Below are 19448 nucleotides of genomic sequence, written 5' to 3'. Positions count from 1 at the left end.
CGAGCCAGGTTGTCTGCCGCGCCTTGCCAGCAGGTTTACATGAATAGGCGGAGAACGCCGAGCGGAAGCTCGAGGACGTGGGTCCAATCCAACTGACGTTGAGGACGTCTTGATGCTGCCGTCAATAGTCTGTTCCCCGCATCGGCTCGGCTCCGGGCTCTGACACCCGACGTCATCCGTCTGCGACCGGACCGGCGTGCCCTGGGCGCGACCACCAACTCAGTCATGCGCCGTTGAAGAAGCTGCCTCACAACTGAGCCCGTAACGCCGCCTGCGACACACACGCTTTCGAGGTCTGCACCTGCGCGTTCGCGGCGGTCCTCCGAGCAACGTCCACGCTTGGATTAATCGGAAGCGGACGCTGCCGAACGTGGGCGATGACGCCTGAATGAGACTCAGAATGAGACTAGGGCTACTGACCCCGGAACCGAGAAGGAGCGGGACCGCTTGTCCCCCTGGCGTGCAGCGCTCCCTCGAAGAGCTTCTGCGCGTGAGGACCGGACCCACCTTCAAGGCGGCTGATCAGCAGTTCGACGCCAATGCGACCCATCTCCCGTTCGTCCGGGCTGACCGTCGTCATCGCTGGCGCCGACATCAGTGCTGCCCGCTCTGACATGTCGATGGCGAAGATGGACAGGTCATCCGGGACACGCAACCCGCGAGCGAGGGCGCCCGTCGGTGGGTCCTGGTTTAGAAGCGGCTTCCAATGGCCCCAGTCGGTGCGTGGGCTGATAGGCGATCCGGTCCCGGTCGTGAAGCCCCAGCCGCCGCCGGCCCAGACGTCTCCTCAATGGTCGCGCTCAAGTGCCTGGTCGGCTCGGACTGGCTCGGGCGAGGAAGGGCCACTTCCATTGCCAGTCAAGCGAGTTCCCCGCGCCGAAGACTGACCTTCAGTCGGCCTGAGGCCAGACGGCGCGCTGATCCGACACTGTCCCGACGAAGCAAGTCCGCGGCATGTCAGATCGGACCGTGGCATGCCGCGCTCCATGCGAGACGCTCAAGGCTGTTGGTCACCGGACCACTCACGGCCGCATGCTGTTGCCGCCTCTGTCTACCTGCTGTGGAGTCGCTGCGCGGATCGTCGAGCGTCGTCAGCCGTTGGTTGTCAGACCGACGAGTGCGGTCCCGGTGCAGACCTCGATGACGGGACCGTCAACGAGTACGTGTACTGGCCCGGGAACTTCGGGGACCATCGTCTGAGTTCCATTCGATGTGACGATCACCGTTCCCCGCTCGTACCGGACGTCGACGGCCAAGTGAGGGGGGCCGGTTGGTGTGAGGTGGACGGCGTCCCCGTCGGCGAGAGCAATGTGCCGCACACCGGCCCTCGGATCGTCTGCGCCGGGCGGCGGAACGGTCGGGTGCGGCGTGAGCCGGACTGGGTCGGCGGCTGCACTGTCGAGGCTCAGCCGGTAGGGAACGCTGAGCGCGCCGGTCCAGGCGCCGTCGGGGTCTGCGATCTCGCGGATCCAGAAGAGCAGGCAGGGTTGGCCGTCGTCATCGACGAACTGCATCGCTGCATAGTGGCCCGTCCCGTGTGTCAGCCGCTGCCATCGGTCCACGCGCATGCGCCCGTCGGCGAAGGTGCCGACCCCGGCGAGGACGTCTTGGGTCGAGCCGTCTCGGCATGTTGAGACAACAAGGACGTGTCGGTCGCCCACTTGCAGGAGCTGCGGGCATTCCCATGCCTCGCCGGATGGCAGTTGACCGGTGGGGGACGTCCAGGTGCTCGCCAGCACGCCGTCGTAGGTCCAGTCCTCCAGGTCGTTGGACACGAAGGTCAGGACGGCAGGGGTTCCGTCCCGATAGCCGGCACCCACGAGCATGCGCCATCGATCGCCGTCGCGGAGCACTACTGGGTCACGGAACACGCGCAGGTCCACGCCCGGCGGGGGTGTGACGACGACGTTGCCCTTGTCCCATTGCTGCCAGGCCTCGTCCGCGGGACGGGCGACGCGGACGGCGCCGAGATCCATGTTCGGCTCATTGACCGACGTGTAGTAGATCGTGGCCGACAGGGCCGATGCCGGGTCGGGGACGACGAGCCCCCCGGACCAGCAGCCGAGTTCGTCCTCGCCCGGTTCTAGGGCGATCGGGTGGTGGGTCCAGGTGAGCAGGTCTGTGCTCGTCGCGTGGCCCCAGCGGCAGCGCGGGTTCCAGGCGTCGGCACCGGGAAGCGCCTGGTAGAAGAGTTCGTACCTGCCGTCGCGCCAGGTGAGCCCGAGCGGGTCGTTGAGCCATCCGTCCGGTGCCGTGAAGTGGAGGGCGGGCCTGAGTGGGCTGCCGATTTCGTCTGGGGCGCTCATCCCTTCACCCCGCTGGACGCGATGCTCCCGATGAACGCGCGCTGGAAGGGCAGGAACAGGGCGGGGACGGGAATCGTGATCAGGGTCGCATAGGCAAGCATCGGACCCCACGCGACGACGCCGCGAGGCTTGGTGATCGAGTCTCGTCGCACGAGCTCGCCGGCAACGCCGAGGTCGGCGACCAGCCGGGGCCGGGGTGTCACGGTGTCTTTCTCCGTTCATTCTCGAGGATCTCGAAGTTGGCGACGAGGTGGGTTGCTTGTCGCGAGCTGGGTCCGACGCGGAGCTGGAACGCGCCGGGTTCGACCACGCGGCGGCCGTCGGCGGTGACCACTGTGCATCGTGAGGCCGGTATGTCGATGCGCACCTCCTGCGACTCGCCAGGAGCGAGCTGCACCTGGGTGAACGCCTTCAGTTCCTGGTCTGCCCAGGTGACGCTCGTGGTCAGGTCACTGACGTAGGCCTGCACCGTCTCCAGAGCGGGACGAGATCCGGTGTTTGTCAACCGCACTGCTGCTGTGACCGTCTCGGCCACCTCCACGAGGTTTTCGCGGAGGCGCAGTTCGTCGTAGGTCACCGTGGTGTAGCTCAGACCCTCGCCGAACGCGAACAACGGGTCCTGGGTGAGGTCGGCATACCGGTGGCCGTGTTGGCCGCGGACCTGGTTGTAGTAGACCGGCTGCTGGCCGACGTGGCGGGCGAAGGAGATCGGGAGCCGGCCACTGGGTTCGAACAGCCCGAAGACCAGCTCGGCGATTGCGGACCCGCCGCGCATGCCCGGGTTGAATGCCTCGATGATCGCGGCGGCGTCGAGCGCCGACTGCGGCAGCGTGCTGGGCTTGGACTGCACCAGCACGACGATCATCGGTGTGCCGGTGCCGGCGACCGCGTCCAGCAGCGCGATCTGCCCGCCCTGCAGGTCGAGTGTGGCGGTTGAGCAGAGCTCGCCGGTGAGCGCGATGGTGTCGCCGACCACCACCACCGCGTAGTCGGCCGCCGCGGCCGTGGCGACGGCCTCCTCCAGCACGGGTGGGTCGACTGGTGCCTGGCTGAAGATCGGCGGCCGCGGTTGCCCATCGGGTAGCAGTGCCCCCGCTGGGTCAGGCATCAGGACCCCGATGTCGGCCCCGCGCGCGTGCGTGACCGACCAGTGCTCGGGGGCGACGACGCGGAACCCGTCGAGCACGGTCTCCACGGACTCGCGCGGATGCCCTTGCGGCATCCAGTCGACCTGACCCGTCGCACCCGCCCAGTCGCCCAGCATCGCCTGCGGGTCATCGGCGTTCGGTCCGATCACCGCGATAGTTCGTGGCGTGCCTTCGCTTGGCAGCGGCAGCACGCCGTCATTGCGCAGCAGCACCAGTGACCGCCGGGCCACCTCGAGGTTGAGCTCGGCATGCTCACGGCGGCCGATCACCACCGCCTGCCGGACAGGGTCGGGAGCGCGCGGGTCCTCGAACAGTCCCAGCTCGAACTTGATCCGCAGGATTCGGCGGACGGCGTCGTCGAGCTCCTGTTCCTCGACCAGGCCGCGGCTCACCGCCTCCTGGGCGCCCTCGAAGAAGCTCGGGGTGCTCATGACCAGATCGTTGCCGGCCCGGATGGCGACCGCGGCCGCCTCGACCTGGTCCGCGCAGACCCGTTGCTCCCACACCATGCGGCCGACGTTGTCCCAGTCCGTCACGAGCGTCCCGGTGAAGCCCCACTCGTTCTTGAGCACGTCGTTGAGCAGCCAACGGTTCGCCGTGATCGGGACGCCATCCATCGACTGGTAGCCGAGCATGAACGTCCGGACGCCCGCCTCCACCGCCCGCTGGAACGGCGGCAGGAACCACGACCGCAGCTTGCGGGGAGTGAGGTCGGCCTCACTGGCGTCGCGCCCGCCTTGGGTCTCGGAATAGCCGGCGAAGTGCTTCGCGCAGGCGAGCACGGCGGTCGGGTCGTCGAGCCCCTCGCCCTGGTAGCCGCGAACCATCGCGGCGCCGAGCTCGCCGATGAGGAACGGGTCCTCCCCGAACGTCTCGTTCACCCGGCCCCAGCGTAGATCCCGCGTGATGCACAGCACCGGCGAGAACGTCCAGTGGATACCGGTGGCCGCGATCTCGGTGGCCGCAGCCCGGGCCGCACGGTGTACCAGGTCCGGGGCCCAGGTGCAGGCCATCGACAACTGGGTGGGGAAGATCGTTGCCCCGGGCCAGAACGAGTGACCGTGGATGCCGTCGTCGGCGATCAGCAACGGGATGCCCAGCCGTGTACGCCGGGCGAGCTCGATCGCCTCGTGCGTCCGCGACGGCGGCGGGTGCAGGATCGATCCGGCCAACCGGGTGTCTACCACTTCGACCAGGTCCTGGCGACCGTCGAGCTGGAGCATCTGACCGACCTTCTCCGGCAGCGTCATCCGCGCCAGCAGGTCCTCGACACGCGCCTCCACCGCTGCGGCCGGGTCGAGATAGCGCCGCGAGTCGCGTGTAGTGGGCGGAGCCGGCTGCATGTGTTCTCCTTTGTGTCGGTGCGGGTCTGGACGTGGTTGGTGCCGGTCGATCTGCGGTGACGAGCTATTTGATGCCGGTCATCGCGACGGTCTGTGTGAAGAACCGCTGCAGACAGATGAACACCAGCACGATGGGGCCGACCACCAGGACGGAGCCGGCGAGCAGCAGGGCGTAGTCGGTGGCGTTCTGCCCGGTCGAGAACAGCGCCAGCGCGACCGGCAGCGTGTACTTGTCGTCACTCTGGGCAGCCACCAAGGGCCACAGGAATCCGTTCCAGGACGACAGGAAGGTCAAGATCCCCAACGTCGCCAGCGGCGCGCCGCACAACGGCATCACGATCCTCGCGAAGATCCTGAAGTCGTTGGCTCCGTCGAGCTTGGCCGCCTCGATCAGCTCGTCCGGGATGCCGAGTATGAACTGGCGCATCAAGAACACGCCCATCGGCGAGGTCAGGAACGGCAGGAACAGCGCCGGGTAGGTGTCGACCATCCCGAGTTTGCTGATCGTCACGAACAGGGGCACGAACGTGACCACCCCCGGAACCATCAGGGTGACCATGACCAGAGCGAAGAGCAGCCGCTTGCCGGGGAACTCCAGCTTGGCCAGCGCGTAGGCGACCATGGAACAGAACAGCAGGTTCCCGAGCACGGTCGCCACCGCGACGATGAGGCTGTTGAGGAAGAACCTCTGGATGTGGAAGTCGCTGAACCACCGGGCGTAGTTGCCCCACCCGGGGTCGGCGGGCAAGAAGCCGGTTGGGTTGCGGAGGATCTCGCCCTGGGTCTTGAACGAGCTCAGCACCATCCAGACGAACGGCAGCATCGTCGCGGCCACGGCAACGAACAGCACCGCATAGACCAACAGCTGCCGCGCAGTCGAGCCGCGCTCGTGGGGAGCGCCGCGACGTGGCGGCGGCGACGTAGACACGCGGCCTACGGGCTTGGCTGCGACCGGTGCGGTCTCGGAGATCTTCATGGTGACCCTTAGTCCTTTGATCGCAATGCGCGGAACTGGACCAGGCTCAGCAGCGCGATGGCGACGAACAGCACATAGCTCGCCGCGGAGGCCGTGCCGTACTTGCCGAACCCGAACTGGTTGAAGGTGAAGTAGGTGACCGAGAGCGTGGAGTCCAGGGGACCGCCCTTCGTCATCACGTACGGCTCCTCGAAGAACTGCAGATAGCCCACGGACAGCAGAACCGCCCCCAGAAGGAGGGTTGGTCGCAACAGCGGCAGCGTGATCAGGCGGAAGATCGACCAGCGGCCGGCGCCGTCGATCGCGGCGGCCTCCTTCACCGACTCCGGGATGGTCTGCAGGCCGGCGAGGAAGATGATCATCAACGTGCCCATGTTGCGCCACACCGCCATCAGGATCATGGCCGGCATCGCCCAGGTGGTGCTGTTGAGCCAGTCCGGTCCGTGGATGCCGGTCCAGCCCAGCATGGCGTTGATCAGCCCGTCGTCCTGCAGGATGAACCGCCACACCACGGCCACAGCGACGATGCTGGTCACGACCGGTGTGTAGAACCCCACCCGGAACGCGGTGCGGAACCGGTTGATCCCGCTGTTCAACGCCAACGCGAGGGCCAGGGCCACGATCATGGTGAGCGGAATGCCGACGACCACGAAGTAGGCCGTGACGACCATCGACTTGCGGAACTGCGGATTGCCGAAGAGGTCGGTGTACTGCTGGAGGCCGACGAAGTCGACCCCCAGCGGGTCCTGTACGTCGCGGCTGGTGAAGTCGGTGAAGGACATCAGGAACGAGGACAGCAGTGGGATCAGCATGAAGATCGCGAACGTGAGCACGTAGGGCAACGCGAACAACCAGCCCACCAGCGCCTGCTTGCGGCGCCTCGCCTGGGACACCTTCGTCTGATCCGTTGGGTCCGCCCGGCCGGCACCGGTGACGGTGCCGGCCGGGATCAGAGTGCGTGGCATGATCAGCCTCGGGTGCCGATGGAGTCGGCGGTGGCCTGCAGGCTCTGCATCGTCTTGGCCGGGTCCGCTCCAGTTTTCACGATCTGCTCGAGAGCGGCGTCGCCGGCGTCGCTGACCTGGCTCCAGGCTGGGATCGCCGGCGGCGCCTTGGTGTCGGTGAGCTGTTCACCGAAGACCGAGAGCACCGTGTCCTCTGCAAGCGCCGGGTCCTTCCAGGCGGTCTGCGAGGCGGGCAGGTCGCCGAGCGTCTGCTGCCACTTGACCTGGACCTCCGGCTTCATCAGCCACTGGATGAACTTCCACGCCGCGTCCTGGTTTTGGCTCTTTTTGAACACCACCAGGTCGCCTCCGCCGACGAACGAGGTTGACGACTTGTCCGTGGGGATTCTCGCCACGCCGATCTTGTCCTTGATTGCCGGTCCGCCAGCCGTGATCAGTGTGCCGAGGTAGCTCGGACCGCCGAGAATCATCGGGATCGAGCCGTTCACGAATGCGGCGTCGGGGGCACCTGCGCCGGTGTCGGGAGCGGTTGTGGCGATCTTCTCGGTGAAGAAGCTCTGGTAGCGCCTCATCGCGTCGACCCACGCAGGGGTGTCCAGCGTCCACTTCGTCTGGTCTGAGTTCATCAGGTCGGCGCCGGCCGACCACATGAAGGGAAGGACCGACCCGAAGGCGCTGGGGCCGCCTGCCGGCAGGTTGATCCCCCACTTGGCTCCGGCCTTGGTCTGCATCGCCTTGGCCATGGCCTTGAAGTCGTCCCAGTTGGAGGGGAATGTGGTGTAGCCGGCCTTCGCGGCGAGGTCCGTGCGGTAGTAGACCACCCGCGTGTCGACGTACCACGGGACGCCGTAGGTGGTGCCGTCGATCTGGGTGGACTTCACCGCCGACGAGAAGTGGTCGCTGGTGTCGATGGACTTCGGTGTCGGCGCGAAGGCATCGGTGAAGTCGCTCATCCACGTGGTGCCCATGTGGGCGATGTCCGGAGTCGAACCACCGGCGATCGCGGTCTGGTACTTGTTGTGCGCCGCGTCCCACGGGATCGCCGTGACCTTGATCTTCACGTCCGGATTGAGCTTCTCGAACTCCTCGGCGAAGGCCGGCAGCGCGGCAGCCTCCTCCGCCTGGGCCCAGACGTTGAGCGTTCCCGTTGCTGGACCAGCGGCGACCGTCCCGGCCGGTGCCGGCGTCTGCGACGCCTCGCTGTTTCTGCCGCATGCCGTGAGCAGTACTGCGGCGGACACGAGAATGACGACCGCGCCCTTTGCCTTCATCTGAAACATCGATGTTTCTCCATCCATCGTCGGTGATGTTGTATGCCGTCGCGGGCGTGCCGTGACGATGTGCACCTTTGGGGGCTTCTGCAGAGGCGACGGTCCATCGACCGTGATCCTGCGTGGTCAGGGCGTCGTGGGCCGTGACCGGCTGGCGCTGCGCCCGCTGGTCAGGGCGGACGATCGCCTTCAGCTGTCGGTCTCACCCCAGATCCGGGTCGTCGGGTGCGCCGTGCGCCGCTGCAGGGGCGAGCCGGACCTGACCCCGACCTGCCGTCTGTGGGCTCTTTGGGCATGGAAGCCATTGCTCGCTCCTTCCGATGAGCCGTGTGCGTCAATGCGCTTAGATCCTGGCGGCAAGCGCTATTTAAGCGCATTGATCACGCGGCTGACAAGAGCTCCGACCTGCCGGATTCGAGCACCCCGCCGCCCTCAGGGACGAGCGTGCCGCGCCCTGTCTAAGCGCATATAGTTCGGGTCAGGAGGTGGCTGTGGTGACCAAGGGTCCGACGGTGTATGACGTCGCGGAGCGGGCTGGCGTGTCGATCGCCACGGTGTCGTTCACGTTCCGGCGACCCAGCAAGGTGAAGGAGTCGACACGCGAGCTGGTCCACGCCGCCGCCCGAGAGCTCGGCTACATACCGAGCGGCAGCGCCCGCGGGCTGGCAGGCGGTCGAACCGGCGCCCTGGGCTTGATATCCCTGGACTATCGGCCAGTCCCTCCCCTCGAGTTCGCAAGCAACCACGACCCAGGCTCGACGGATCCGAACGCGGACTTCCGCTTGTTCCCGCTGTTCGTGGACGAGGTTCAGCGCGGGGTCGAGCAGGAGTGCTGGCGCCGCGGGTATGCCGTGATGATCGCCGGCGCCAAGCCCTCCAACGCGGAGGCGGTGCTCACCGACATCGCAGGCCGGGTTGACGGTTTAGCCCTCTTCTTTTCGGGCATGGCGGACGACGTGGACCTTCGCCACATCGCCGAGCGGCTGCCGGTAGTGCTCATGTCTCAGCCCGGCGATGACACACTGAGCCGGGTCTGCGTGGACAACGTCGGAGGCATGCGCGCCCTGATCCAGCACCTGGTGCAAGTGCATGGCCTGCGCGACCTGCGCTTCGTCGGCCCGACCTTCGACTCAGACCGCAAGGAGCGTTTCGACGCGTTCCGAGCGACACTTCGGGCCGCCAAACTTCCCGTGCCCCGAGACCCCATGGCCGCGGCCGGCAACTATCGAGAGGCAATCGCCGATCTCACACATCGACAGGCAATCCCCGACGCGTTCGTGTGCGTCACCGACGAGGTTGCGCTGGAGCTCATGGACACCTTGAGGGAGGCCAAGATCGACGTCCCGGGGCAGGTTGTCGTGACGGGCTTTGACGGGATCGTTGCCGGGCGACTGATCTCTCCGCAGCTCACCACCGTCCGCCAGCCGATGGAGGCCATGGGCGCGACGGTGGTGCGGCTCCTGATCGACCGCATCGACCAACCCGATGCCTCCACGGCGTCTGAGACGCTGCCCGTCCAGCTGCTTCTCCGGGAAAGCTGCGGTTGCCCGCCCCAACAGCCACATCCCGCCTGAACCGCCAGAGCCTGGTGGCTGCTAGACCCTCTTGGGCGTGCGGTTGAGCACGGTTGGTGGATCTTCGAACTGACCCGTGTCCTGCTGGCACCCGCAGCCCTTCTGCTGTCATCCGCTCTCTCGACGGTGCCGGCTCAGGCCTGCTCACGCTGGCGGGAACCACTGGGGTGATGGCAGCAGTCGTGCAGTTCCTGGGACCGGTTCGGTGTCCCTTCCTGGTTACCTTGCGCGCGCCGACGCTGACCCAGACGCCGGCCCAGCCCGTCGCGAATCCATGGACGTGGTGTTCCCGTCCTTCAACGACTACCCCGGCGTCGCCGTGAGCGAGCACCTCGGCTACCTGCTCACCGGCGCCTGGAGCGTCCTGACCGGGGGCGCGCTGATCCAGGCCGCGAACACACCGTGGTCCGGTGTTGCCGGCATTGTTTTCGGAACCCTCTTGATGATCTGCTCGCTGGAATTCGTCGGCGGCTTCGAGCCGGGAAGGCTGGAACCTGGCGGGGGTCCGTACCCCCATCACCCATGTCGCGTGGACCCTTTGGCTGATCGTCGTCGGCTGTCGGACTTCTTCTGTAGGGAGTCAGCCCGATCTCGCCGTGGAGCGTCGGTGGTTAACCAGTCGAGGTACTCCGCCGCCCGCCCGCCCGTGCTGCCAAACCAGTGCGGCACCCGGGTGTCGAACTGGGCTGCCTCACCGGTCCGAGGACCAGGTCGTGCTCCCCGAGGACCAGGCGCTCCTCGCTCGCGGTGGGTGGTTTACCGGTGCTAGGACGTGAGGGTGGCTCGACATCGCAAAGAACAAGGAAGGCACGATCTGGGCCGCGTAGCGAGAGGCGTCATCTGCGGACGTTTCGATTTCTGCTAGCCGCACGGCGTCTGGCTGTCCGCGGCGCGGCGGGATCTTGTCCGCGAACGAGATTGGATCCCGCCATACCGCGGCGCAACGCCACACGGGTGGCCCCCAGTTCGCAGTCTGGCCCGGGAACTGGTTGGAGTATCGGCTTCAAGCCTGAAGGTAAGCGCCGCTGACCGTCTTCGATCGAGCGACCTCAACACCGGGCTCGAGGTCTACGGTCATGCGAAGAGCCAGTTGCGACTCCAGCGCGAGCAGCCGCGTGTGCGTCAGCGGCGTCTCGGCGGAGTATGCAAGCGACCCGACCACGCTGCCGATGTCGATGCCGAGCCGCTCGGCGTGGTGGATGCGCGCGAGGAGTGGTCGCCACTGGTCGGCGCGTTTGGCGGACTCGATCTCCTCGGGCGTGATGCCGCACCGGATGAGGTTCTCGACGATCTGCATCTCGCGGTGGTGGGTGTGGATGGCGGCGCCTTCGGCGTCGAGCCGGGCCAGCCTGGTGGCCGCGCTGGCTTCGTCGTGGCGGGTTTCGGTGGCGGATGTGTCCGCGCCCGAGTGCGCGAGGACCTGCGTGAGGACGTCGACGGCGTGGACCTCGACGGGCTCGGCGTGGGCGGTGGCGAGGTCCGGGTCGTACTGCGTGTCGACGTAGAGGCGGTTGCTCTCGCGTCCGCGGGTGGCCATCACGTAGAGCGGTTCGCGCAGGGTCGTGGCGGTGACGTACGCGTGGGCGGTGTCGACGGTCCGGCCCTGCGCCCGGTGCGCGGTGGTGGCGTAGCCGAGCTCGACGTGCGCACGCACGTAGCCGGCGGGCAGGACGGCGGCTCCCCCGCCGTTCGGGCGCCGGACTCGCACCGATCCGTCGCCGCGGATGTCGGTCACGGTCCAGGTGTCGCCGTTCTTGACCCAGGCGCCGGCGGTGGCCAGGTCGCGCTGGTTCAGGCGGGTGACGACGACGTCCCCGACCCCGATCGTCGCGCCGCCGGCGATCGCCACTCCGGCGTCGGTGACCTCGCCGGCGGCGACCCGGTCGGCGCGGGCGCGGGTGTTGAGGTCGGCCACGGTCTGCGCGTCGGCCGCGAGCATGACCGATCGTTTCCCCGCCTTGGCGTCGGCGCGCCACGCCTCGTAGAGCAGGTCGAGCATCGACTCGCGGTCGCCACCTTCCACGCGTCCCTTGCGGGCGTACAGCTCCGCCGCCGTGGGCCGCCCGGCGCGGAGCCCGAGGGATGCGTCGCGTTCCCACTCGTGCCGGAACCGTCGCACATCGGACAGGTGCGGGGCGTCGTCGCGGTCGGTCGCGACGAGCTTGAACGCGCCCCCGGCGGACACGGGTGACAGCTGGGCCCAGTCCCCCACGAGTAGCACCTTCGCGCCCGCTGCCCGTGCGTGCGCGGTCAGGGTGTCGAGCTCGAACGTGCCGGCCATCGACGCCTCATCGACGATGAGGAGCTGGCCCGGTCGTAGCCGCCACCGGTCCACCTCCGCCGCCACCGCCCTCGCCCGTCGGGTCAACGCGCGGGTCCGCAGCGAGGGGCTGGCCCGGTCCAGCCGCACCGCCAGCCGGTCCAGCTCCTGCAGCCGGGCGGGCAGCCGGGCGACCTCCGTCAGCCACTTCGTCGTGTTCTCCGTCGGCACGCCCACCGCCTCGCCCAGGACCTCCGCGGCGGCCGCTGACGGGGCCAACCCGACGACCGATCCGGGCCCGAACCTGGCCTCCCAGCCGGCCCGGACCCCGGCCATCGCGGTCGACTTCCCGGTCCCGGCCGGCCCGACGAGGACGTCCAGGACCCGCCCGGAGTCGAGCACCCGGCAGACCGCCGCGGCCTGCTCCGGCGACAGGGGATGGCCCCGCCCGGGCAGGTCCTGCGTCGTGACCGACACGGCCACGGCCTCCTCGACGGCAGGCCCGTCGGTCGCGCGCCCCGCCGCGAGGAGCCGCTCTTCCGCGTCGATGAGCGCGGCCGTCGTGAACAGCTGGGAGTTGCGGGGACGGAACCGCGAGGAGCCGTCCGGACGGCGCAACGCGTCCGGGACGACGCCGGTCTCCGGGGGTGTGAGCGTCACCGACTGCTCGAGGGCCAGGTCCGCGACCCGCTCGGCGACCGTGACGCGTTCGCCCGGTGCGGCGAACCGGACCCCGCCGATCTGGCGCAGGACCTCCGCGAACACGTTCGCACGGGTGAACGTGGCCCGCTTGCCGGACACCACCTCGACCGCGATCCGCGCCGCGTCCTCGAGCATCCCCGGGGACAGGTCCGACGCCGTCAGGAGCGGCAGGTCGTTGCGGTCGGCGAGGGTCGCGACCCACGCCTGCGGGTCGTCGCCGACGAACGGCTCGGCGCGGCGTCGCCACCCGTGGAGGAGCTCCGCGAGCGGCTTCAGGTGCTTCTCGGGGCGGGTCTCCAGGGTCGCCTGCTGCCGCATCTGGAGCACCTCGCGGGCGGTCGGGTGGCGTCCGTGGCCGGCGACGAACCGCTCGACGAGGACGTCCTTGGCCTGCTCGATCTCGGTGGTGCGTTGCGAGAACTCGGCCCGCAGCGCTTGCCCGACGCCGGTGACCTCCCACTTCTCCACGGCCGAGTGCCGCCGCGCTTCCGGGGTCCACCCGACTCCGAGGTCGGCGGTGACCAGGTCGGCCAGGACCCCGTTGTACAGCTCGGACAGACCCACGGCCGAACGGAACAGCGCCTTGCTGTCCAAGGTGCGCCAACCGCCGTCCGAGGCCGCCTGCACCCGGTTCAACACCACCACGTGCGTGTGCAGCTGCGGGTCCCCCGCGCGCGAGTCCCAGTGCTCGAATGTCGCCGCGACGACCCCGCGGACGTCCTCCGAGACCACGCCGCCGCGGCCGGTCCGGGTCGCGAACACGTGTTCCTCCGCGTATGCGAGGACGAACGCCAGTGCCTCCTGGTGCGCGGCTCGGATCCGCTCCCGGGTGCTCTCGTCGGCGAGCGCCCAGATCGTGGAGACCGACTTCGGTGCGCTGAACGTCAGGTCGAAGCCGGCCACCGTCTTCGGGGCCTTCCGCGCGCGGCCGAGGCCGTCGACGGGTGCCGTTCGGCTCGCGCCCGGGGTCCGGCCGAGCGGTTGCCCGGTGACGGGGTCCTGCAGCATCCCGAGCATCCGCCACAGGTGTTCCTCGGTCACGACAGTGCCTGCTTCGATGCCTCGTCCCGCGTCCAGGCCGGCGAGGCCGCGGCCCAGGAACCGGCCCGGCGGCGTGCCCGCTTGGGCGTAGTAGTCGGTCAGCGGGGAGGTCGTCGGGCCGCCGGAGTCTCCTCGCGCGACCGAGGACATGAGGTACCGGTAGCCCGACCCCAGGGTCATCCGCCTGATCGACATCGTCACTCCCGAACCACCCCGCCGCTGGGTCACCATCGGCGGGGGGCCCCACCTTGGTGCCAGACGTGTGGAGCAAAGGATGGCCCAGTTGGGCGAGGAGGACGGGGACGAGGGCTCCGGCGGGCGACGGGGCCGGGCCGATGGGTGGCGGCGGTGGGGTGGCGGGGAGGCAGGGTGGTGCGGGGGTCGGTTGGCGGGGAGGCCGGTTGCGGTGGCGCACTGGGCGCGAGGGAGTCAGGTGGGCTGCACGGGGCTCAGGTACTGGGAATCGAGCCAGGCCTGCACCGTGAACGGCCGATTGGCGTCCATAACCACATAGACGACGAGTGCCGACCAGAGACCGCTAGCGGGATCGCGGCGCCACTCGACCACCACGCCGGGCCACGGGCCCGGGCTATCCGTCGTCCCCGCCACCCAGCAGTGGCGGCTCGGGCGACGTGCCTCGCCTGGCGTTGCCACCGGCCGGTCACGCAGCGGGATCCCCCGTCCACGTCCCATGCCTCCTGCCATCAGTCCATTGTCGCCCATCATCGAACTGGTGTTCGACCATGGCGAAATCGGATTCGTAGACCGATGCAGCTGCTTCACCCAGACGAAGCATGCTGTCCCGGCCGGCACGTGGGACTCACGTCAAACTGGCCGATGCCTGAGGAGGCACCATGTCCGACGCATATCCCGTGAACGAGACGGCACGTGAGCGGCTGCGTGCAGCGCAGAAGTCCGAGTCTGACGCCCTTCGTGCCGTCAGTGCTGCCGAGAGACTTCGCGACAAGGCGCGTGATCGTCTCGAGCTCGCAGAGGCGGCGCTGTCGCGTGCCCAGGTCGCACTCGTGAACGTGTCGGGTGTCAGGCGGACCGAGCGCCTCATCGGCGAATCGGCGACAGCCCTCCGGCAGAAGGCCAGGGAGGCCGGTCTCAAGCCATCACAGCTCGAGTGAACGTTGCGACTGCCGCGCAGCGGTCGTGCCTCCCCCCGGGCTCAGGCACAACAGCTGCGGACATAGGCTGGGAGCCGACTGAGCGGCATACGGACGCGAGCGCGTCGGCCAACGGAGCCGCAGGGAGGAGCGATCACCCCATGGCCGACCCGGTCGAGACGGACGCGTGGCAGGTCCTCGGTGAGCGGTCGATCTACGAGAGCAAGTGGGTGACCCTCGGCGCGGCCGACGTCGTGCTCCCGTCTGGACAACACTTCGAGCACCACACCGTGACGATGCCCGAGGCCGCCATGGCCGTCGTGATCGACGACGACCAGCGGCACGTCCTACTCAGCTGGCGGCACCGGTTCGTGCCGGATGTGTGGAACTACGAGCTTCCCGGCGGGCTGGTCGAGCCCGGTGAGGACCCGGAGGCGACGGCCTCTCGGGAGATTGTCGAGGAGACCGGCTACCGGGCCAGAACGATCCGTCGAGCGGTGATGTTCGAGCCGATGATCGGCATGGTCCGCAGCCGTCATCACGTCTATGTCGCCCACGGTGCCGAGCGCGTCGGAGAGCCGACGGAGCTGGACGAGGGGCGCTTCGAGTGGCTGCCGCTGGCAGATGTCCCCCGCCTCATTGACGAGGGAAAGATCGTCAACTCAGGCACGCTGATCGGGTTGCTGCACTACCTCGCGCTGACATCGGGCGAGGATCGCGACTGAGCGCTTGCGCTGCCGCGCCGAGCCGTAACGCTCGGCCATCCGCAGGGCCAGCTCCGCCTCGGCTGCCGCGGCACCGAGGTCTCCGGCGTTGAGGTAGGCCGATGCCAGGTCAGTGTGCAGCGACGTGGCGGCCCGTACGGAGTCGCCTTCGGCCGGACTCGCCGCGGTCGCGGCGTCGACCGCCTCGATGTCACCGAGCTCCGCCATACAGTGGGCTCGCCACCGATGGAGGTGCTCCTCGGAGAGCATGAGATATGGCAGCTCGGCTCCGTCGGCAACGGCGGCCGCAAGGTGGCCGTCGGCCTCGTCGAGGCGCCGTCGAGCGTCGTCGCCATCGCCGAGCGCCGCGTGGCACTCAGCCAGGGCGGCCGCGAGCCATGCCCGCATGACGGGCGGTGTGGCCGCGCCGCGCTGCGCGGCCTCAGCCACGGAATCCATGGCAAGCGCGGGCTGTTCGGCGTCGAGGAGGACCAACCCCTGCTGTGCGAACACGTGGGCCGCGATGGACTCGTCCCCTCCCTCGAGCGCGGCCGACTTCGCCGACTCATGCAGCTCCCAGGCAGATGTCACATCTGCCCTGTCGAGTGCCTGCCACCCAGCGAGGGCGGCTGCCTCGGCGAACGCCCGAGCCAACGCCGGTCGCTTGTTGCCGACGCTGCGCCGTAGCACCGCCTCGATCTGACGCACGTGCGCCTCGACCTGCGCCGCCTGGACGGCAGACCCGAGCCGCCGGTCGAGCAATCGCAGCGACTGCGTCTGTGCCTCAAAGATGTCGACGAGCCCTTGGTCGACGGCCACGATCTCGAGCGGGCGCTCGCGCAAGTCCGCGATGCGCCCGGACTCATCCGCCGGTACGAACCCCAACGCCTCCGGGGGCGCAGCGTAGAGGTTGACGAAGGCCTGCTGGTACGCCGGGACAGTGACAGCCCGCGCGCCCGACTCCCAGTAGGCGAACATCCGTTTGAGCGATGCCCCCTCCGGCGCGACCCCGCCGTTGCGCACCACTTCGGCCTGGAAGCGACGCATCGCGGCGGCCTGACTCCAGCCCTTCCTCAGCCGACAGGCCCGCAACGGCGACGCCTCAGCGGTCATCTGCGAGTCACCCGCCGTCACCCGTCGTCATCTGTTCCCGCAGTCGTCGGCCCACGAACGTGAATCGGGCAAGCACTCGACTCATCATGGAGGCCAGCATGCGATTCCTTTCGTCGCCGTGTGATCCGTCAGCCGTCGATGCCAAGGGCCATGAGCTCCGGTGTCGCAGCTCCACGCAGCCGTCCTGGTTTGGGACAGTTCAGGACCATTCTCGGCCATGCCCCACACAACGCCACCGGAGACAAACATCGCCTGTGGATAAGTCGGGGGCTCCCCTCACGCTCTGCTGGCTATCCACCGGTCTCGCGGCTGCCGCCGACAAGGGCTGTGTCTGCTCGGTTCCATGGGCCGACCTACTCACCACGGGGGCGAACCAATGAGAAATGGCTCCGAGATCGGCAATCCAAACGCAGGCGACCAGGAAGGCCTGCTGTGGGCCACGTTGAGGCGCTGCCCCCGGCTGACCTGCGAGTCGGACACGAGAGATGAGCTCTGGTTCGTGGTGCAGCAGGTGGTCTGCACGCGCGGGGCCCGGGCCGTGACGCCATTCGGCTCCACGGCTCAGGTCAGGGTGGTGGGCAGCGAACACGCCAGCCACGAGCTGATCGCCGTCATGGACTGGCTCTATGGCCATGAGGTAGAGGCTCGAGACCTCGACGCCGGGCAACTGTTCAAGAGACTCCGCGGCGTCGCGACGAAGGGCGCGAACGGATCGGCCCGCCTCGCGCAGTCCGACCTCTTGCATGGCATGACCGAGGTGCCAGCCGACGGGCTCATCCGTTGGTACAGCCTCGACTGGGAGGAGAGCGCCTGATGGCTCGGACGACCATGACAAGCTTCAGCCAGTGGGTCCTGGACAACGCGGGCATCGGAGCGGACGAGAGGCACGCCCTTCAGCTCGACGTGGTCCTCGACATCTTCATCTCCAGGTGTGAGGACGCGCGCCGACGGGGATCCTCCGATCCGCTGAAGACGGTTTCACCGAAGGGCTCCGGCGGAAACTCGCGGATGTGCACCCGCCGCATGCTGCGGAACCTCGGTTTCACAGATGCACAGCTGCGCGTCATCCACCGCCTCGTCGCGGGATCAACCAGCGGCTGGCCGGGGCTCCTCCGCCTCTTCGTCGAGGGGCGCTCGACCACGGCGGAACAACGCGCCTACGTCCGCCGCCAGATCCGCGCCTTCCATGGTGGCGCCGAGCACAACGGACCCCACGCGGTCGCGCGACGACTTACTGCTCGAAGGCGGGCACAGGGTGGCGCAGCGGGGACAGCCCGGGATGCGACGCCAAGGCATCGAGCCCGTACACCTGAGCCACGGCCATCACAGCGACGGACGCCACACCAGGACCGACCAACACACGGGGACGGGCGTCCCCGTAGTCAAGAGTCACCCGGTGATTGACGAGGTCAATCTCCAAGCCCACCAGCCCACCCCACCAGAGCGAGGCGCTCTCGCCGTGCGGCAGGTGGAGCAGCAGTCTCCGGTCCGTGACCAGACACGAGCAGGCTGCCTCGTCCGTCCACGTGCCACCCTCGCGCACCCGAAGTCGGGTCGTGACCAGGCGGCTCGCGCTCTCGCTTGGCTCGAGAACGATCCCCAGCGCCATGACGTCGACGTGGTTGGGCGGGGCAAGCCCTGCAACCTCAAGGGCCAGTCGGCGCGCGTCAGCCAACGGCAGCGCGAGATCTGCCTCACGGCGACGGACTCGACGACGCATGGACGGACACCTCCTCCGTCCCATGGTGCCGAGGATCTCCGACATTGCAAGGCGACAGCACCGCGACAGGCCCTGTCGACGCCGATGGTGTCCCGGCCGGACCGTCTTGCTCAGCATGTCGATTCAGAAAGCCGCACTCACCGTGCTCGGGTCGTTGGTAGCGGCGAGCGGCGTCCTCTTCGGGCTGCTCCTGCTGCCCAGCGGCGTGGCCGCGGCCCCGAGCCGGCTGCCCTTGTGCGTGACTTCAGGCAGCGTCCCTGATCTCTCGGACGCGCAAGCGCAGAACGCGCGCACCATCTACGCGACCGCGCTCGTGCGTGGAGGGCGTCCGGCGGCATACGTCGCCCTGATGACTGGCCTGACCGAGTCCAACCTCTTGGTGCTCAGCAACCCGAACGACCCGTCGGGCAACAGAATTCCGGCCCAAGGCATCGGCTACGACCACGACTCCCTGGGGATCTTCCAACAGCGCCCCGGTTGGGGAACCGCGGCCCAGCGGATGGATCCCGTGTCCTCGACGAACCTGTTCCTCGATGCGCTGCTGGCACTGCCGAGCTGGGAGTCGATGCAGCCATGGCGCGCGGCGCAGTCGGTGCAACGGTCCGCTTTCACCGGTAACCCCACCCCGGCCAACGGCCAGTCGTCGGTCTACGGCGGCAACTACCTGCGCCAAGCCGAACGCGCCGGCCGGGTTCTCGCCGCGATCGGTGAAGCCTATCCCTCCTCCGGCCCGCTGGACTGCGGAGGAGCCGTCATCTCGGACAACAGCCCCGGCACCTCCGATCTCACCCCGCTTAGCGCGGCAGGTGTATCACCCCGGGCGGCAGCGGCGGTCGCGTTCGCCCTTGCACAACGAGGCAAGGCCTACCAGTGGGGCGGCGAGGGGCCGGACACCTACGACTGCTCGGGCCTCATGCAGACCGCGTGGCGGCACGCCGGTGTCTCGATCGGCAGGGTCACCACGCAGCAGTTCCGCAACGGCACCGCGACCACGGCAACAGCGCTGCGCCCCGGCGACCTTGTCTTGATCCCCGGCACCCTCGGCACCCTCGCCCACCCGGGCCACATCGGCATGTACATCGGCAACGGGCAGGTGCTGCACGCGCCCCGCACGGGCGACGTCGTCAAGGTGGTCCGGCTCAGCTCCTTCATCGCTGACGGCGTCTCCGGCTACCGCCACATCGCCTGACTCGCATCCGATGCTGCCCCAGCA

14 protein-coding genes are annotated in these 19448 nt (G+C 68.5%); 5 read left to right on the top strand and 9 right to left on the bottom strand.

Annotation, left to right across the window (positions count from 1 at the left end):
• Positions 1–412 precede the first annotated feature (412 nt).
• The 7 genes from ACFQU3_RS19985 to ACFQU3_RS19955 form a co-directional block, all read right to left on the bottom strand.
• Entirely contained in the window at positions 413–733 is a 321-nt protein-coding gene (locus ACFQU3_RS19985; RefSeq protein WP_385913165.1) for a substrate-binding domain-containing protein, read from the bottom strand.
• A 358-nt stretch (positions 734–1091) separates the two neighbouring features.
• Entirely contained in the window at positions 1092–2306 is a 1215-nt protein-coding gene (locus tag ACFQU3_RS19980) for a glycoside hydrolase family 32 protein (protein WP_385913016.1), read from the bottom strand.
• On the bottom strand, positions 2303–2509 hold the full coding sequence (locus ACFQU3_RS19975; protein ID WP_385913014.1) for a hypothetical protein: 207 nt from the start codon (positions 2507–2509) through the stop codon (positions 2303–2305). The genes ACFQU3_RS19980 and ACFQU3_RS19975 overlap by 4 nt, the downstream gene beginning before the upstream one ends.
• The gene (locus tag ACFQU3_RS19970; RefSeq protein WP_385913012.1) at positions 2506–4797 is read right to left on the bottom strand and encodes a glycoside hydrolase family 3 N-terminal domain-containing protein; all 2292 of its coding nucleotides are present in this window, start codon (positions 4795–4797) and stop codon (positions 2506–2508) included. The genes ACFQU3_RS19975 and ACFQU3_RS19970 overlap by 4 nt, the downstream gene beginning before the upstream one ends.
• Before the next feature lie 64 nt (positions 4798–4861).
• Entirely contained in the window at positions 4862–5773 is a 912-nt protein-coding gene (locus tag ACFQU3_RS19965; protein ID WP_385913010.1) for a carbohydrate ABC transporter permease, read from the bottom strand.
• An 8-nt stretch (positions 5774–5781) separates the two neighbouring features.
• A complete protein-coding gene (locus ACFQU3_RS19960; protein WP_385913008.1) occupies positions 5782–6738 on the bottom strand; it encodes a carbohydrate ABC transporter permease in 957 nt (318 codons plus the stop codon).
• A 2-nt stretch (positions 6739–6740) separates the two neighbouring features.
• Complete coding sequence (locus tag ACFQU3_RS19955) at positions 6741–8018, bottom strand: sugar ABC transporter substrate-binding protein (RefSeq protein ID WP_385913006.1); 1278 nt, start codon at positions 8016–8018, stop codon at positions 6741–6743.
• A 485-nt stretch (positions 8019–8503) separates the two neighbouring features.
• Here ACFQU3_RS19955 and ACFQU3_RS19950 point away from each other — a divergent pair, with 485 nt between their 5' ends.
• Positions 8504–9583: a LacI family DNA-binding transcriptional regulator gene (locus tag ACFQU3_RS19950; RefSeq protein WP_385913004.1), complete on the top strand. Its 1080-nt coding sequence runs from the start codon at positions 8504–8506 to the stop codon at positions 9581–9583.
• A 1003-nt stretch (positions 9584–10586) separates the two neighbouring features.
• On the opposite strand, the gene mobF is transcribed toward ACFQU3_RS19950, so the two are convergent.
• The gene (mobF, locus tag ACFQU3_RS19945; protein WP_385913002.1) at positions 10587–13817 is read right to left on the bottom strand and encodes a MobF family relaxase; all 3231 of its coding nucleotides are present in this window, start codon (positions 13815–13817) and stop codon (positions 10587–10589) included.
• 623 nt (positions 13818–14440) lie between these two features.
• On the opposite strand from mobF, the gene ACFQU3_RS19940 reads away from it, so the two are divergent.
• Together ACFQU3_RS19940 and ACFQU3_RS19935 are read left to right on the top strand one after the other, a co-directional pair.
• Positions 14441–14719, top strand: a complete 279-nt coding sequence (locus ACFQU3_RS19940; RefSeq protein WP_385913000.1) for a hypothetical protein — start codon at positions 14441–14443, stop codon at positions 14717–14719.
• A gap of 140 nt (positions 14720–14859) precedes the next feature.
• Positions 14860–15423 carry an NUDIX hydrolase gene (locus ACFQU3_RS19935; protein WP_385912998.1) on the top strand — a complete coding sequence of 188 codons (564 nt, stop codon included), beginning with the start codon at positions 14860–14862 and terminating at the stop codon, positions 15421–15423.
• Here ACFQU3_RS19935 and ACFQU3_RS19930 read toward each other — a convergent pair.
• Positions 15361–16449, bottom strand: coding sequence for a hypothetical protein (locus ACFQU3_RS19930; RefSeq protein WP_385912996.1), 1089 nt, complete (start codon positions 16447–16449; stop codon positions 15361–15363). The two genes, ACFQU3_RS19935 and ACFQU3_RS19930, sit on opposite strands and share 63 nt — an antisense overlap.
• A gap of 565 nt (positions 16450–17014) precedes the next feature.
• Here ACFQU3_RS19930 and ACFQU3_RS19925 point away from each other — a divergent pair.
• Positions 17015–17329, top strand: coding sequence for a hypothetical protein (locus ACFQU3_RS19925; RefSeq protein ID WP_385912994.1), 315 nt, complete (start codon positions 17015–17017; stop codon positions 17327–17329).
• Positions 17330–18350: 1021 nt separating this feature from the next.
• A complete protein-coding gene (locus ACFQU3_RS19920; protein ID WP_385912992.1) occupies positions 18351–19424 on the top strand; it encodes a C40 family peptidase in 1074 nt (357 codons plus the stop codon).
• Positions 19425–19448: the final 24 nt, after the last annotated feature.

Source organism: Terrabacter sp. GCM10028922, assembly GCF_042666095.1.
GTDB lineage: Bacteria > Actinomycetota > Actinomycetes > Actinomycetales > Dermatophilaceae > Terrabacter.
The sequence above is the reverse complement of the archived record's forward strand: the minus strand, read 5'-3'. Positions and strand labels throughout refer to the sequence as shown.